Genomic DNA, 18590 nt, shown 5'->3' on the forward strand with positions numbered 1-18590 from the left:
CCTGCCCTGCCGGGAAGTCCCCGTGCCCGCGCGTACCCGCACCGTCCCCGCGCCGAAGGACATCCCCCCATGACGGACCTGCATGACGAGCCCACCCCGGCGAGTTCCCTGCCGCCGGCCGACCACGTCGCCACCGGCGGCGGAAGCGGGAGCTCCGGTGCGCACCCGCACCCAACGCTCGGTGAGCTGTTCGCCGCATGGGTGGCCCGTACGCCCGACGCGCCCGCGGTGACCGACGGCCAAAGGACCTGGTCCTACCGGGAGTTGGCACAGCGGGCCGACCGCCTGGCCGCCGACCTCCTGCGCCGCGGGGCCGCACCGGACCGCACGGTGGCCCTCGTGCTGCCGCGGTCGATGGAACTGATCGCGGCGGAGATCGCCGTGACACGTGCTAGCGCCGCGTTCCTGCCCGTGGACCCGGGCTACCCCGCCGAGCGGCGCGAGCTGATGCTGGCCGACGCCGCGCCCGCGGTGGTCCTGGACGACCTGGCCCGGGTCCGCGCCGTCCTCGACGACGCGGCCGGTCCCGCCGAGGACCCGCGGCCCGAGCCGGTGGACGCCGACCACGCGGCGTACGTCATCTACACCTCCGGATCCACCGGCAGGCCCAAGGGCGTGACCGTCACCCACCGGGGCGTGGCGGGCTTCAGCCGCGGCTGCGCCGAGCGGTACGCCGTGCGGCCCGGCGACCGCGTCCTGCAGTTCTCCTCACCCAGCTTCGACGCCGCCGTCCTCGAACTGTGCAGCTCCGTCCTGTCCGGCGCCACCCTGGTGGTGCCCCCGCACGGACCGTGGCTCGGCGACGAACTCGCCGCCGTCCTGGAAGAGCACTGCATCACCCACGCCCTGATCCCGCCCGCCGCCCTCGCCACCCTGCCCGACCCGGCGGGCGGCGACGTCGGGCGCCATCTGAGCACGCTGATCGTGGGAGCCGAGGCCTGCCCGCCGGCCCTCGTCGACCGCTGGGCCCCCGGCCGCCGGATGATCAACTCCTACGGCCCCACCGAAGCGACGGTCGTCGCCTCCTGGACCGGACCCCTCACCGCGGGCAGCGGCGCACCGAGCATCGGCACCCCGCTGACCGGCACCCAGGTGCACGTGCTCGACGCGGCGATGCGACCGGTCGAGCCCGGCACCGACGGCGAGTTGTACGTCGGCGGGGACGGCGTGGCCCGCGGCTACCACGGCCGCCCAGGACTGACCGCGACCCGCTTCGTCGCCGACCCCTTCGGCCCGCCCGGCGCCCGCCTCTACCGCACCGGCGACCGCGGCCGCCGCAACGCCGAAGGCGAGCTCGAGTTCCTCGGCCGCGTCGACCGCCAGGTCAAGGTGCGCGGCTTCCGCATCGAACCCGGCGAGATCGAGGCGGCGCTCCTGCGCCTGCCCGGCGTGCGCGAGGCCGTCGTGGTGGTGCGCGAGGACGAGCCGGGACGGCGACGGCTCGTCGGCTACGTCACACCCACCGACGCAGGCAGCGCCCCGGAGCCCGCGGCGCTGCGCGCGGCGACAGCCGCCGTCCTGCCCGCCCACATGGTCCCGTCCGCCGTCGTCGTCCTGGACGAACTCCCGCTCACCAGCCACCACAAGGTGGACCACAGCGCCCTGCCCGCCCCCGTCCGCGAGGCCGCCGAGGGGTGGACCCAGCCGCGCACCCCCCGGGAAGAAGCACTGGCCGCCATCTGGGGGGAGGTCCTCGGAGTCGACGCCGTGGGCGCCGACGACGACTTCTTCGACCTCGGCGGCGACTCCGTCCTCGCCGCCCGGACGCTGTCGCGGGTCACCGAGGAACTGGGCGTCCGTCTCGCGGTGCGGGACGTGTTCACCGCGCGGACCGTCGCCGCCCTCGCCCCGCTCATCGGCGACCCGTCCGCCACCGCCCCGCCGGAGCCGATACCGCCCGCCCCGCGCGACCGGCCCCTGCCCCTGTCCAGCGCGCAGCAGCGGCTGTGGTTCCTCGACGACCTCAGCGAGGGCGGCACGGAGTACAACACCGGCGTGGCCCTGCGACTGCGCGGCGACCTGGATCGCGCCGCGCTGCGCCGCGCCCTTGACCGGCTCGCCGCCCGCCACGACGCCCTGCGCACCACCTTCGCCACAGTGGCCGGGCAGGGCGTGCAGCGGACGAGCCCCGAGGCCGAACTGCCCCTGCGCACGGCCGACGTGGCGCACGTGCCCGCCGGACGGCGCGCCGAGGTCGCCGAACGGCTGCTGACCGAGGAGCTCGGCCGCGCCTTCGACCTGACGGCGGGACCGCTCACCAGAGCGCTCCTCGTCCGCGTCACCGACGACGAGCACCTGCTGCTGCTCGCCCAGCACCACATCGTCACCGACGGCTGGTCGGTGGGCCTGCTCACCCGCGAACTGGCCGCGCTCTACCACGCGGAGACGACCGGAGCGCCGGACGGCCTGTCCGCACCGACCGTCCAGTACCCGGACTTCGCGGTGTGGGAGCGGCGCCGGCGCTCCTCCGGCGCCGACAGCGAGGACCTCGCGTACTGGAAGCGGCATCTGACCGGCATGCAGCAGCTGGACCTGCCCACCGACCGGCCCCGGCCGCCGGTGCGCACCACCGCCGGCGCCGCGCACCGCCACCCGCTCCCCGCGGACCTGGTCGAGCGCGTTCGGCGGCTGGCCGCCGACCGCGGCACGACCGTGTTCACCCTGTTCGCCGCCGCGTCGGCCGTGCTGTTCTCCCGGTACTCCGGTCAGCGCGACGTGGCCTTCGGCACCGTCACCAACGGGCGTCGGCGCCGCGACCTGGAGGACGTGACCGGCTTCTTCGCCAACACCGTGGTGCTGCGCGAAGAGGTCGACGACACCACCACCGTCGGCGGCTTCGTGGAGCGCATGCGCGCGACCGTCCTGGACGCCTTCGCACACGACGGGGTGCCCTTCGACCGCGTCGTCGAGGAACTGGCCCCGCCCCGGGACCCCAGCCGTACGCCGCTGGTGCAGGTGCTCGTGGTCCAGCAGACCGCACCGGACCACCCGCCGCGGGCGGGCGCCCTCAGCGTCGAGGACCATCCGCTGCCGCGCCCGGCCTCCCGCTTCGACCTGGTCCTGGAGTTCGCGCCGCGCGCGGACGGCGGCCGGGAGCTGACCGTCGAGTTCAACACCGATCTGTTCGACGTGGACACCGTCGCCCGGATGAGCCGCCATCTGCACCGCCTCCTGGAGGACATGGCGGACAGGCCGCACCGGACGCTCGCCGAACTGCCCCTGCTCCTGGAGGGCGAGCGGCGCACCCTCATCGAGGCCTGGAACCCGCCCGTGCGCGCCGGAGACGACACCGCCGCGCCCACGCTGCCCGCGCTGTTCGAGGCCCAGGTGTCCCGCACCCCCGACCGGACCGCCGTGGCCTGCGGCACCACGCGCCTCGACTACGCGGAGGTGAACCGGCGCGCCAACCGCATCGCCCGGCAGCTCGTCGCCCGCGGCGCGGGTCCCGAGACGCTGGTGGCCCTGTGCCTGCCGCGCTCCGCCGACCTGGTCCCGACCCTGTGGGGGGTCCTGAAGTCCGGCGCGGGCTATCTGCCCGTCGACCCCGGCTACCCCGCCGAGCGCATCCGCTTCATGCTCGCCGACGCCGCCCCGGCCCTCGTCGTGGCCGCCCGCGAGACCGCCGGCGCGCTGCCCGCGGACTGCGAGCCGCTGATCCTGGAGGACTGCCCGGCCGACTGCGCGGACCTGCCGGGGGACGCGGACCTGACGGCGGCCGACCTGGCACGGCCGCTGCTGCCCGACCACCCCGCGTACGTCATCTACACCTCGGGCTCGACCGGCCGCCCCAAGGGCGTCGTGGTCGCCCACCGCAGCGTGGCGGCGCTCGCCGAGTGGGTGGAGGAACGGTTCGGGCCCGAGCGCCTCGCCCATGTGATCGCCTCGACCTCGCTCAACTTCGACGTCTCGGTGTTCGAGCTGATCTGCCCGCTGCTCGCGGGCGGCGGCGTCGAGGTGGTGGCGGACCTGGCCGCCCTCGCCGAGGACCCCGACCTGCGCGGCGCCGGGCTCGTCAGCGGCGTGCCGTCGGTGATCGCGCGGCTGCTCACCGAGGGCGGCGCGGCCATCGCCTCGGACACGTTCGTCCTCGCCGGGGAGGCGCTGCCCGCGCAGACCGTGCGCGACCTGCGGCGGGCCATGCCGTTCTGCGAGGTGGCCAACATCTACGGCCCCACCGAGGCCACCGTCTACGCCACCGCCTGGTTCGCCGACGAGACCGAGCCCGACCAGGCCCCGCCGATCGGCAGGCCCGTGGCCCGCACCCGCGCCTACGTCCTGGACCGGCTGCTGCGCCCGCAGCCGCCGGGCGTGACGGGCGAGCTGTACCTCGGCGGCGGCGGCCTCGCGCGCGGATACCTGCGCCGCCCCGGACTGACCGCGACCCGCTTCGTCGCCGACCCCTTCGGCGCGCCCGGCGACCGCATGTACCGCACCGGGGACCTGGTGCGCTGGACCCAGGCGGGCGAGCTGGAGTACCTGGGCCGCACAGACCAGCAGGTCAAGGTGCGCGGCTTCCGCATCGAACTGGGCGAGGTGGAGGAGGCGCTGCTGCGCTGCGAGGGCGTGGCGCAGGCGGCCGCCGCCGCCCGCGAGAGCGACGGCCACCGGCGCCTGGTCGGCTACGTCGTCCCCGCCCCCGGCAAGCGGGTGGACCCGGACGCGGTGCGCCGCGAGCTCGGCCGCGCCCTGCCCGACTACCTGGTCCCCGCCGTCGTCGTCGGACTCGGCGCGCTGCCCCTGAACCCCAACGGCAAGCTGGACCGCGACCGGCTGCCCGACCCGGGGCCCGCCGGGCGCACCGCCCGCCACGTGCCGCCGCGCACGCCCACCGAGCGCGTCCTCGCCCGCATCTGGGCCGATGTCCTGCACGTGGAGCGCGTCGGGGCGGACGACAACTTCTTCGCGCTCGGAGGCGACTCCATCCTGAGCATCCAGGTGGTCGCCCAGGCCCGGCAGGCGGGCCTGACCATCACGTCCCGCGACGTCTACCGGCACCAGACGGTGGCCGACCTCGCCCGCCGCGCGGACACCGCGAAAGGACAGCGGCCCACCGCCCCGGCGCACGTACCGGCCACGGGACCGGCCCCGCTGACGCCCATTCAGCACTGGCTGTTCGACAGCGCCGCCGCACGGTCCGGTCACTTCGCCCAGACCTTGTCGGTGGAGCTGCCCGAGACGGTCGACACGGCGGCGCTCGAAGGCGCCCTCAACGACCTCGTCGCCCACCACGACGCGCTGCGCTCCCACTTCCAGAACGACGGCGCGACCGGCGCGCGTTGGTACGTCGACGAGCACACCCCGCGCCTGCGCCTGGCGCGCCACACCGGCCCCGCCACCGACGCGCCGCACCACGGCCCCTTCGACCTGCGCAACGGCCCGCTGCTGCGCGCCGTGCTGCACGAGCGGGACGCGCAGCTCCCGCCCGTCCTGCACCTGGCCGTCCACCACCTCGTGGTCGACGGGGTCTCCTGGCGCCTCCTGCTCGAAGACCTCGACCGGGCCTATCGCGCCCGCCGCGAGGGCCGCGACGCCCGGGCGGCACTGCCCGCCAAGTCCGCCCCGCTGCGCCACTGGGCCCGGCGCCTGGCCGCGTACGCGGCCGACGGCGGCTTCGACGACGAGACGGCGTACTGGACGCGGGCCCTCGCGGGCGCCACCGCGTCCCTGCCCACGGACGCGGTGGGCGCCAACACCTACGCCACGGCCCGCTCCGTGACCGTACGCCTCACCGCCGAGGACACCGCCGCCCTGCTGCGCACCCTTCCCGACACCTACCGCACCCGGGTCAACGACGTGCTCCTGAGCGCGCTCGGGCGCGTGCTGTGCGCGTGGACCGGATACGAGCGCGTCCTGGTGGACGTCGAAGGCCACGGGCGCGAAGAGCTGTTCGCCGACGTCGACACCAGCCGGACCGTCGGCTGGTTCACCACCCGCCACCCCGTCGCCCTCGCCGTCCCGCCGGACGCCGACTGGGACGCCGTCCTGAAGCAGGTCAAGGAGCAGCTGCGCGCGGTGCCCCGGCACGGCCTGGGACACGACGCGCTGCGCTACCTGACCGGACCCGGCACGGCGCCCGCCGCGCCCGCCGCGCAGGTCAGCTTCAACTACCTGGGCCGGTTCGGGCTCCCGGATACACCCGACGGCCTGTACGCCGGTCCGTGCCGCCCCCTCGAACTGGACGCCGACCCGCTGTCCGCGCGCCCCCACCCGCTGGAGGTCGTGGGGCACCTCGACGGCGACGTACTGGAGTTCACCTGGTTCTACTCCGACGCGCTGCACCAGGAGGCGACCGTCGCGGGCCTCGCCGCGCGGTTCGCGGACGCGCTCGCCGGGATCGCCCGGCACGCGGCCCGACCCGGCACCGGCGGCCGCACCCCCTCGGACTTCCCGCTGGCGCGGCTCGACCAGGCGGCCGTGGACCGCGTCGTGGGCGAAGACCCCGGCGCCGTCGAGGACGTCCACGCGCTCACGCCCACCCAGGCCGGGATGCTCTTCCACGGCCTCTCGCAGGACGACCAGAGCGTGTACTTCCAGCAGGTGTCGTTCGTCCTGGACGGCGTGCCCGACCCGGCCGTGCTCGCGGCGGCCTGGCAGCGCGTGACGGACCGCACCCCGGTGCTCCGCTCCCGCGCCGTCTGGCAGGACGTGCCCGAACCGCTGCTCGTGGTACGGCGTCACGCGTCCGTGCCGGTCACCCACCTGGACTGGCGCGAACCGGCCGACGACGAGCGGGGGAACGGGCTGCGGGACCTGCTCGACCGGGACCGCGAGCGCGGCATCGACCTGGCGTGCGCCCCGCTCCAGCGCCTGACCCTCGCCCGGCTCTCCGACAGCTCCGTACGCGTGGTGTGGTCCTTCCACCATCTGATCCTGGACGGCTGGAGCCTGTTCCAGGTCCTGTCCGACGTGTTCGCCTGCCACGCGAGCCTGTCCCGCTCCGAGGACCGGGGCGACCCACTGCCCGCACGGCGCCCCTTCAGCGAGTACGTGGCCTGGCTGCGCGACCGTGACCGCGACGACGGCGAACGGGCCGAGCGGCACTGGCGCGAGCGCCTCACGGGCCTGACCGAGGCGACCGCGCTGCCCTACGACCGCGAGCCGCGCGAGACCCACCACGCGGAGTCCACCGAGGCGGTCCGCGTCACCGTGCCGCAGGCCACGACGCGCGCCCTCGAAGACCTGGCCAGGACGGCGGGCCTGACCCTCAACACCCTGGTCCAGGGCGCCTGGGCGCTGCTCCTGAGCCGCCAGGCGGGCCGGGAGGAGGTCGTCTTCGGCACCACCGTCTCCGGACGGCCGCCCGAGCTGCCGGGCGCCGATGCCATGACCGGCCTGTTCATCGCGACCCTGCCCACCCGCGTCCGGGTCCCGCGCGAGGGCACCCTCGTCGACTGGCTGGGCGCCCTCCAGTACGACCAGAGCGAGGACCGCCGCTTCGACCACGTGCCGCTCACACGGATGAAGGCCCTCACCGAACTCCCCGAGCAGGCCGCCCTGTTCGACAGCATCGTCGTGTTCGAGAACTACCCCGTCGACGACGACCTCGCCGCCGCCCACGGGCTGCGCCTGAGCGACCTCGACGGCATCGAGACCACCAACTACCCGCTCAGCCTGGTGGCCTACCCCGGTGCGGAACTCGGCCTGCGCCTCGGCTACGACCCCGCGCTGTTCGACGCCGCCACGGTCGCGCGGATGGCCGAGTACCTCACCGTCCTGTTCGACGGCATCGCCGCCGGGCCCGAGCGCCCGCCCGCGCGCCTGCCCCTGCTCACCCCCGCCCGCCGCCGCCAGGTCCTCGACGAGTGGAACGACACCGCCACCCCCGCCCCCGAGGCGACGGTCGCGGACCTGTGGGCGGCACAGGTGCGGCGCACGCCCGACGCCCCCGCCCTGGAGGCGGGCGCCGACCGCCTCACCTACCGGGACCTGGACGTCCGGGCCAGGGTCCTCGCGGCCCGGCTCGCCGCCCACGGCGTGAGCGTCGAAGTGCCCGTCGGCGTCCTCATGGACCGCTCGGTCGGCCTGGTCGTCACCCAGCTCGCGCTCGCCCTCGCCGGTGGCGTCTACGTCCCCCTCGACGGCCGGGCGCCGAGCGAGCGGCTGCGGCGCATACTCGCCGAGGTGGGCGCGGAGCTGATCCTGACCGACGCCGAGTGGGAGCGGACGGCGCGGGAAGTGCTGCCCGACGGCACCGTGCTGCGGCCCGACCACGAGCCGGAGCAGGCGCCACCGCACACCGCCGCCCCTGCACTGCACCCCGACTCCGTCCAGTACGTGATGTTCACCTCCGGCTCCACCGGCACCCCCAAGGGCGTCGCCGCGCGCCACCGGGACGTCGCCGCCCTGGCGTTCGACCGCGCCTTCACCGGGCACGACCGCGTCCTCGTGCACTCCCCGCACGCCTTCGACGCCTCCACGTACGAGCTGTGGGCGCCCCTGCTGCGCGGCGGGACGGCCGTCCTCGCCCCGCCGGGCGACGTCGAGGCCGCCGTCGTCCGGAGCGCGATCACCGAGCGCGGCGTGCGCTTCCTGTGGCTCACCGCGGGCCTCTTCCGCCTCCTCGCCCAGGAGGACCCCACGTGCCTGCGCGGCGCGCGGGAGGTGTGGACCGGGGGCGAGGCCGTGCCGGGCGCCGTGGTGCGCCGCGTCCTCGACGCCTGCCCCGACCTTACCGTCGTCGACGGCTACGGCCCCACCGAGACCACCACCTTCGCGACGCGGCGCGCCTTCCGCGCCGGTGACCCGCTGCCTCCGGTGCTGCCCATCGGACGCCCGCTCGACAACACCCGCGCGTACGTCCTCGACGCCGCCCTCCAGCCGCAACCACCGGGTGTGCCGGGGGAGTTGTACATCGCCGGAGCCGGGCTCGCCCGCGGCTACGTCGGGCAGTCGGGCGCGACGGCGGCCCGCTATGTGGCCGACCCGTTCGGCCCGCCCGGCGGCCGCATGTACCGCACCGGCGACATCGTCCGCTTCGGCGGGGACGGCGAACTGCACTTCGTGGGGCGCGCGGACGACCAGATCAAACTGCGCGGGTTCCGCGTCGAGCCCGCCGAGATCGAGGCCCGGCTCACCGCGCACGCGGGCGTCGCCGAGGCCGTGGTGTCCGTGTGCGAGCACGCCGGACGCAAGCGCCTGGCCGCCCACTTCGTGCCCGCCACGGCGGCGGGCGCGCCGACCACGAGCGAACTGCGCGCCCACGTGGCCGCCGAACTGCCCGACTACATGGTGCCCGCCGCCTTCGTCACGCTGCCGGAGCTGCCGCTGACCGCCAACGGCAAGGTGGACCGGGGCAGGCTGCCCGCGCCGGACTGGTCCACGGCGGGCGACACCGCCTACCGCCCGCCCCGCACCGAGGCCGAACGCGTCCTCAGCGACATCTGGGCGGACCTGTTGGGCGTGGACCGCGTCGGCGCCGACGACAACTTCTTCACCCTGGGCGGCGACTCGATCCTGAGCATCCAGGTCGTGTCGCGTGCCCGCGCCGCCGGGCTCGGGCTCACTCCGCGCGATCTCTTCCGCCACCCCACCGTCGCCGCCCTCGCCGCCGCCACCGGAACGGCCGCGGCCGTCGCCGGCACCGGCCCCGTGACCGGCGAGGTCCCGCTCACGCCCATCCAGCACTGGTTCCTCGACCCCGGGCCGAGCCGCCCCGAGGTCTTCGACCAGTGCCTGCTCGTCGAGACCGACCCGGACGTCGACGCGGACGCCCTGCGCCGCGCCCTCGCGGCCCTGTGGTCCCACCACGACGCCCTGCGCGCCCGGTTCGTCCTCGGCGACGACGGGGCCTGGCGCCAGCACGTCCCCGGCCCGGACGGGACGGCACCGGACCTCCTGGAGGTCTGCGACACGAACGGCCCCGACGCCGCGGAGCACGTCGCGTTCCCGCTCGCCACCGGCCCGCTCCTGAACGCCCGCCTGTTCACCGGGGCGCGTCCGCGTCTGCTCCTGACCGTCCATCACCTCGTGGTCGACGGAGTGTCCTGGCGCATCCTCCTGGAGGACCTGGACACCGCCTACCAGCAGGCGCGTACGGGTGCACCGGTACGCCTACCGGAACGCACCACGTCCGTCCAGGAGTGGGCCCGGCGCCTGCGCGCGCACACCGCGTCCGGCGGGTTCGCCGAACAGCGCGCCCACTGGCGGGACGTGTCCGGGCGCTGCGCCGCACCGCTGCCCCTGGACACCGGCGCCGCACCGGGCACCACCACCATGGCCGACGTCCGCTCGGTCACCGTGCGCCTGGACCGGCAGCACACCGACGACCTGCTGCGCAAGGCGCCCGGCGCCTACCGCACCCGCATCGACGACGTGCTCCTGACCGCGCTCGGCCGTACCGTCGCCGACTGGATCGAACGTTCTACCGTCACGGTTGCTCTGGAGGGCCACGGCCGCGAGGACCAGCTCTTCGACGACATCGACCTGTCCCGCACGGTCGGCTGGTTCACCAGCCTGTACCCCATCGCCCTGGACGTACCGGACGCCGACTGGGGCACCGCCCTGAAGTCCGTCAAGGAACAGCTGCGGGCGGTGCCGGACCGGGGCCTCGGCCACGGCGCCCTCGCCCGCCTCGCCGGGGACGACCGCCTCGCCGCGGCACCCGCGCCCGGGATCAGCTTCAACTACCTGGGCCGGTTCGACTGGCCGACGGGCCGTGACGGGACGCTGGTGCGCGGCGTGCTCGGCGGACTCGGCGGCGCCGACGCGCCCGACGCGGCGCGCCCGCACCTCCTCGACGTGATCGCCCGCGTCGAAGGCGGGGAGCTGGAGATCACCTGGCACTACAGCCACACGCTGCACCACGAGGAGACCGTCGCGCGCCTCGCCGACGCCATGCTGCGCGCGCTCACCGAGATCGTCGCGCACTGCTGCCGCGAGGACGCCGGGGGCCGTACGCCGTCGGACTTCCCGCTGGCCCGCGTGGACCAGGCGGCCCTGGACCGCGTCGTGGGCGACGGCCGCGCGGTCGCGGACCTGTATCCGCTGACGCCGATGCAGGCGGGCATGCTGTTCCACAGCCTGATGGACCCCGACGCGCGGACGTACGTCAACCAGGTCCAGTTGGTGCTGTGCGGCGTCACCGACCCGCACGCCCTGGCCGAGGCGTGGCAGCGGACCGCCGACGCCAACGCGATGCTGCGCACACGCCTGGTGTGGCAGGAGACCCGCGAACCGCTCCAGGCGGTCCGGCACCGGGCCACCGTGCCCGTCGCCCACCACGACTGGACCGGCCGTCCCGCCGACTGGTGCGCCCGGGAGATGGACCGGCTGCTCGACGAGGACCGGGCCGCCGGGATCGACCTGGGCGCAGCGCCCCTGATGCGCCTCACCCTGATCCGTCTGGCACCGGACCGCGTACGGATGGTGTGGACGTTCCACCACATCCTGCTCGACGGGTGGAGCGCGGCCCAGGTCTTCGACGAGGTGTGCGAGCGGTACGCGGCGGCGACCGCCGGGCGCCGCCCCGAGATCGCCGACCGCGCACCGTTCCGGGACTATCTGGAGTGGCTGTCGCGGCAGGACACCGCGCGGTCGGAGGCGTACTGGCGCGAGACGCTCGCCGGGTTCTCCGCCCCGACCGAGCTGCCCCGGGACCGGCGGCCCGCCGAGGCGCACCGCACGTCGTCCTCGGGGACCGTCGGCGTGGCCCTCGACGCCGGGACGTCGGCGCGGCTGCGCGAGACCGCGCAGCGTGCCGGACTGACCGTCAACACCTTGGTGCAGGGCGCCTGGGCGCTGCTCCTGTCGCGGTACGGCGGCGGGGACGACGTCGTGTTCGGCACCACCGTCTCCGGGCGCCCCGCCGAACTGCCCGGGGTGACCTCGATGGTCGGGGTGTTCATCAACACCCTGCCCACGCGCGTACGGATCGACGGCGGCCGCGGTCTCCTGGAGTGGCTGCGGGAGCTCCAGGCCGCGCAGTCGGAGTCCCGCAGGCACGACTTCGTATCGCTCGCCCAGCTCCAGACCTGGAGCGAGGTGCCGGGCGGCACGAACCTGTTCGACAGCATCGTGGTCTTCGAGAACTACCCGTTCGACGAGGGCGCCCTGGCCCGCCACGGCCTGGCCATCGAGCAGGAACGCGACGTGGAGCCGACCAACTACCCGCTGAACGTGGTGGTCGCCCCGGGGGACATCCTGTCGGTCATCCTGGACTACGACCCCGCCCACTTCGAGGAGTCGACCGCGCGCTCCCTGTCGGAGCGGCTCCTGCACACCTTGCGTCTCCTGGCCGACGCGTCCGACGAGACCCGCCTGGACGCGGTGGACGTCCTGGCGCCGGAGGAGCGCGAGCGGTTGGTGCGGGGTGCGGTGCGTCCCGAGTTGGCTCGGGTCGTGCCGGAGGTGCTGCCCGTGCTCGTCGAGGCTGCCGTGGACCGGTCTCCGGACGCGACGGCGTTGGTGGCGCCGGGTCTGACGCTGTCCTTCGCGGAGGTGGAGGCGCGTGCGAACCGGCTGGCGCACGGGTTGATCGCCCAGGGTGTGGGTCCGGGTGATCTGGTGGCCCTGGTCCTGCCGCGCTCGGCCGAGATGGTCCTTGCCCAGCTCGGTGTGGCCAAGGCGGGCGCGGCGTACGTGCCGGTGGACCCGGGGTATCCGGCGGAGCGGGTGGCGTTGATGCTGCGGGACGCGGCGCCCGCGCTGACGCTCGACGCGGAGCGGGTCGCCGACCTGCTGGCGGACGGTTCGAGGGAGGACCGCCCGACAGACGAGCACCGGGTGCGTCCGTTGCTGCTTGACGATGCGGCGTATGTGATCTACACGTCCGGTTCGACCGGTACGCCCAAGGGTGTGGTGGTGACGCATCGTGGTCTGGCGGGCTTTGCCGCCGCTGAGGCCGCGCATTATGAAGTCGAGCATGGGGACCGGGTGTTGGCGTTCGCGACGCCGAGCTTCGACGCGTCGGTCCTGGAGTTGTGCATGTCCTTGCCGCACGGCGCGGCCCTGGTCGTGCCCGCGCCGGGGCCGCTGCTCGGTGCGGACCTCGCGCAGGTGCTCCGGACGGAGCGCATCACGCACACCCTGCTGCCCCCCGCCGCGTTGTCCACGCTTCCACCGGAGACCCCGGGCACCCTGCCGGACCTGAAGACACTGACGGTCGGCGCCGACGCCTGCGGTCCGGAGCTCGTGGCAGCGTGGGCGCCGTACCACCGCTTGGTGAACTCCTACGGGCCCACTGAGGCGACGGTGGTCGCGACGTGGTCGGGTCCGTTGACGGCGGACGGTTCCGCGCCGCCCATCGGTCGTCGGCTGCCCTACACGGGTGTCTACGTCCTGGATGCTCGGTTGCGGCCGGTGCCGGATGGTGTGGCGGGGGAGTTGTGGCTGAGTGGCCCCTCGCTGGCCCGCGGCTATCTCAACCGTCCCGCGCTGACCGCCTCGCGGTTCACGGCGGATCCGTTCGGTCCGCCCGGCTCGCGGATGTACCGCACCGGCGACCTGGTCCGGCGCGACGCCCAGGGCGAACTGCACTACCTGGGCCGCACCGACCACCAGGTGAAGGTGCGCGGCTTCCGCATCGAGCTGGGTGAGCTGGAGGCGGCCCTCGCCGGGCACCCGGACGTGGCCGCGGCCGCCGCCCGCGTGTCGGAGCGCGACGGCCACCGCCGCCTCGTGGCGTACGCGGTGCCGCGCCGCAGCGACGCCCCGGACCCCGTCGCGCTGCGCGACTTCCTCGCCCGCACCCTCCCCGACCACCTGGTCCCGGCGGTCGTCGTACCGCTGGAGCGACTGCCGCTCGGGGCCACCGGGAAGCTCGACCGGAACGCGCTGCCCGACCCGGTGTGGTCGGCCCCGGCCGACGGGGGCGGCGTCCCGCCGCGCACCGACACGGAGAAGGCGCTCGCCGCGATCTGGTCCGAGGTCCTCGGCGTGCCCGACGTGGGCGCGCAGGACAACTACTTCACGCTCGGCGGGGACTCCATCCTCGGCATCCAGATCGTCGCCGCGGCCCGCAGGGCCGGATTCGCCCTGACGCCACGGCATCTGTTCCGCCATCAGACGATCGCCGAGCTGGCCACCGCCGCCGAGGACCTACCTGCCGCCGGCACGGCGGCCGAACAGGGCGCCGTGGTCGGCGAGGCACCGCTCACACCGGTCCAGCGCTATCTGTTCGACACCCTCACCGGCGACCCGGCACACCTCACGCAGGCCGTCTCCTACGAGCTGGCCGCCGACACCGACGAGGCCGCCCTGCGCGCCGCGCTCGCCGCCGTCCACGACCACCACGACGCGCTGCGCCTGCGCTTCCCGACGGACGCCGACGGGGTCCGCCGCCAGCACGGCACCGCGCCGGGGCAACCGGTCCACTGGGAGGTGCACGACCTGCCGGGGGAGCCGCCCGCCACTCTCGTCGACCGCCTGTGCGCGGGCTTCGACCTGGAATCCGGGCCCCTCCTCAAGGCCGCGCTGTGCCGCTCCGGCGGCGGCCGACGACCGGTCCTGGTGCTCGCCGCCCACCACCTGGTGGTGGACGCGGTGTCCTGGCACCTGATCCTGGAGGACCTCGACACCGCGTACGGGGCGCTGCGCGCCGGGAACCCGGCCGACCTCGGGCCGAAGACGACGTCCTTCCAGGCGTGGGCCCGCCGTCTCGCCGCGCACACCGAGGCCGGGGGCTTCGACGGCGAACTCGACCACTGGCGGAACGTGCCCGACGGCCCCACCCTGCCGACCGACCTCACCGGGGCGAACACCGCCGCGAGCGAGGAGTCCGTGACGGTGGGCCTCGACAGCGAGGAGACCCGGCAGCTCCTCCAGGACGTGCCGGGCGTCTACCGCACCCGCGTGAACGACGTGCTGCTGTGCGCCCTGGGCCGGGTCCTGGCGCGCTGGACGGGGCGGGACCGGGTGGCCGTGACCCTTGAGGGCCACGGCCGGGAGGACCTCTTCGACGACGTCGACCTGTCCCGCACGGTCGGCTGGTTCACGAGCGTGTTCCCCGTCGCGCTCGACGTGCCGCGCGACGCGGACACCGCCACCGCGCTGAAGTCCGTCAAGGAGAGCCTGCGCGCCGTGCCCCACGGCGGCCTCGGCCACGGCGCCCTGTGCCATCTGCACCCGACGGCGGGCGCGGGCCTTCCCGGCCTGCCGCAGATCTCCTTCAACTACCTGGGCCAGCAGGACGGACACGCCTCCGGGAGCCTGCTGCACGCGCCGCACGGCGACCTGGCGGGCGGCATGGACACGGCCGCGGACCGCCCGCACCTCATCGACGTGATCGGGCGCGTGACGGACAAGCGCCTGGAGTTCACCTGGTCGTACTCGCGCGACGTGCACCGGAGCGACACCGTCGCCCGGCTCGCCGCCGAGATGGCCGACGAACTGCGGGCCATCGCGCGGCACTGCGCCGAACCCGGCGCCGGGGGCCGCACCCCGTCGGACTTCCCGCTGGCCCCGCTGGACCAGGACGGCGTCGACCGCCTGGTGGGCACCGGACGCGATGTGGTGGACCTCTACCCGCTCACCCCCACCCAGGCAGGCATGCTCGTCCACGGCATGGACGAGCCCGCAGAAGGGCTCTACGTCGAGCAGATCACGTTCGTCATGGACGGCGTGCCCGACGCCCGCGTGCTGGCCGCCGCCTGGCAGCACGTCGTGGACCGCACACCCGTACTGCGCACCGCCGTGGTCCTGAGCGGGGCGCCCGTGCCGCTCCAGGCGGTGCGGCGTGCCGTCGCCGTGCCCGTCACCGAACACGACTGGAGCGCCCTCGCGCCGGACGCGCGCGACGCGGAGCTGGAGCGCCTGCTCGCCGAGGACAAGGCCCGCGGTATCGACCTGGACCGGGTGCCGCTGCTGCGCGTCGCCCTGATCCGCCTCACCCCGGACGAGGTGCGCGTGGTGTGGACCTTCCACCACGCGCTGCTCGACGGATGGAGCGTCTTCCACGTCCTCGGGGACGTCGTGGCCGCCCACGCCGCCCTCTCCCGGAGGGAGGAGCCGCGGCTGCCGGACCGCAGGCCGTTCGCGGACTACGCCGCCTGGCTCGCGGCCCGCGACACCGCGCGGGCCGAGGAGCACTGGACGGGCGCGCTCGCCGACCTGACCGCCCCGACCCCGCTGCCGTACGACCGCAGGCCCGTCCAGGGAGCCCCCGCCCGCTCCGGCAGCTGGCTCGCGGAGTACCTGGACGAGAGCGAGACGGACCGCCTGGCGGGCTTCGCCCGGCGCCACCGGCTGACCCTCAACACCGTGGTGCAGGGCGCCTGGGCGCTCCTCCTCTCCCGCTGGAGCGGCGACCGGAACGTGTGCTTCGGTACGACCGTCTCCGGACGGCCCGCGGACATGCCAGGGGCCGACACCATCGCGGGTCTGTTCATCACCACGCTGCCCGCCCGGGTCACCGTGGACGGCGACGCCCCGTGTGCCGCGTGGCTGCGCGCGACGCAGGACGCGCGGGCCGAGGACCGCCGCTTCGACCACGTACCGCTCACCGACCTGCAATCCGTCAGCGGACTGCCCCCGGGGACACCGCTGTTCGACAGCCTGCTGGTCTTCGAGAACTACCCCGTCGGCGACGACACGGCGGGAGCGCACGGCGTCCGGGTACGCGACCTCGACGCCCACGAGTCCACCAACTACCCCCTGACCGTGGTGATCCTGCCGGGCAGCCGGATGGGCGTCGTCGTCGGCTACGACCCCCGCTACTTCGAGGAGTCGACCGCACGCTCCCTCTCCGCCCAGCTCGTCCACACCCTGCGCGCCCTCGTCGCCGCGCCGGACGGGACGCGTCTGGACGCCGTGGACGCCCTGCCGCCCGAGCTGTACGAGCGGCTGGTGCGGGGTGCGGTGCGTCCCGAGTTGGCTCCGGTCGTGCCGGAGGTGCTGCCCGTGCTTGTCGAGGCTGCCGTGGACCGGTCGCCGGACGCGACGGCGTTGGTCGGGCCTGGCCTGACGCTCTCCTTCGCGGAGGTGGAGGCGCGTGCGAACCGGCTGGCGCACCAGCTGATCACCCGAGGTGTGGGCCCCGGTGACCTCGTCGCCCTGGTCCTGCCGCGCTTGGCCGAGATGGTCCTCGCCCAGCTCGGTGTGGCCAAGGCGGGCGCGGCCTATGTCCCGGTGGACCCGGGGTATCCCGAGGAGCGGGTGGCGTTCATGCTGCGGGACGCGGCGCCCGCGCTGACGCTCGACGCCGATCAGGTGGCCGATCTGCTCGCGGCGGAGGGTGTCCCGGAGCGTCGGCCGACGGACACGGACCGGGCCCGTCCGCTGTGCCTCGACGATCCGGCGTATGTGATCTACACGTCAGGCTCGACCGGTACGCCCAAGGGTGTGGTGGTGACTCATCGTGGTCTGGCTGGCTTTGCCGCCGCTGAGGCCGCGCACTATGAAGTGGAGCCCGGGGACCGGGTGTTGGCGTTCGCGACGCCGAGCTTCGATGCGTCGGTCCTGGAGCTGTGCATGTCCCTGCCGCACGGCGCGGCCCTGGTCGTGCCCACGCCGGGGCCGCTGCTCGGCGGGGAACTGGCGGAGGTCCTGCGTACCGCACGCATCACGCACACCCTGTTGCCCCCTGCCGCGCTCGCCACGCTGCCGCCGGACACCCCCGGCACCCTGCCGGACCTGAAGACGCTGACCGTCGGAGCCGACGCGTGCAGCGCCGAACTGGTGGCCCGCTGGGCGCCGTACCACCGTCTGGTGAACTCCTACGGGCCCACTGAGGCGACGGTGGTCGCGACGTGGTCGGGTCCGTTGACGGCGGACGGTTCCGCGCCGCCCATTGGCCGTCGGTTGCCTGACACCGGGGTCTACGTTTTGGATGGCCGGTTGCGGCCGGTGCCGGATGGTGTGGCGGGGGAGTTGTGGCTGAGTGGCCCCTCGCTGGCCCGCGGTTATCTGAACCGTCCCGCGCTGACCGCCTCGCGGTTCACGGCGGATCCGTTCGGTCCGCCCGGCTCGCGGATGTACCGCACCGGCGACCTGGTCCGGCGCGACGCCCAGGGCGAACTGCACTACCTGGGCCGCACCGACCACCAGCTCAAGCTGCGCGGCCACCGCATCGAGGCGGGCGAGGTCGAGGCGGCGCTCGTCGGCCACCCGGCCGTGCTCGACGCCGTGGTCACGGTGCGCGAGGACGAGCCGGGCCTGCCGCGCCTGGTCGCCCATCTGCTCGCCGCACCCGGTGCCGAGCGGCCCGCCGCGGCGGAGCTGCGGGCGCTCGCCGCCCGCACCCTGCCCGGCCCCATGGTCCCCTCGGCGTACGTCGTCCTCGACCGCTTCCCGCTCACCCAGAACGGCAAGACCGACCGGGCCGCGCTGCCCGCGCCGCCACCGGACCAGGAGGAGACGTCCGGCCACGTCGCCCCGCGCACCCCCACCGAGGAGGCCATCGCCGACCTGTGGGAGGAGGTCCTGCAGACGGTGGTGGGCGTGGAGGACGACTACTTCTCCCTGGGCGGCGACTCCCTGCGTGCCCTGCTCATCGCCTCCCGTGCCAACGACGCGTTCGGCGTGACCCTCACGCCCCGCGACGTCCTGGTCCACCGCACGGTCGCCGCCCTGGCGGACCTGGTGGAGGAGCAGGTGCTCAGCGAACTCGAAGACGCCGCACGCGGCGACAGCGACCACGACGAACGGTGAGGACTGCC

Annotated in this window: 1 protein-coding gene; it reads left to right on the plus strand. The window is 74.9% G+C overall.

The genetic code is table 11. The features are described from left to right. The first annotated feature begins 69 nt into the window (after positions 1-69). Complete coding sequence (locus CP982_RS40895) at positions 70-18582, plus strand: non-ribosomal peptide synthetase (protein WP_150515130.1); 18513 nt, start codon at positions 70-72, stop codon at positions 18580-18582. Positions 18583-18590: the final 8 nt, after the last annotated feature.

It is taken from the genome of Streptomyces spectabilis (assembly GCF_008704795.1).
Lineage (GTDB): Bacteria > Actinomycetota > Actinomycetes > Streptomycetales > Streptomycetaceae > Streptomyces > Streptomyces spectabilis.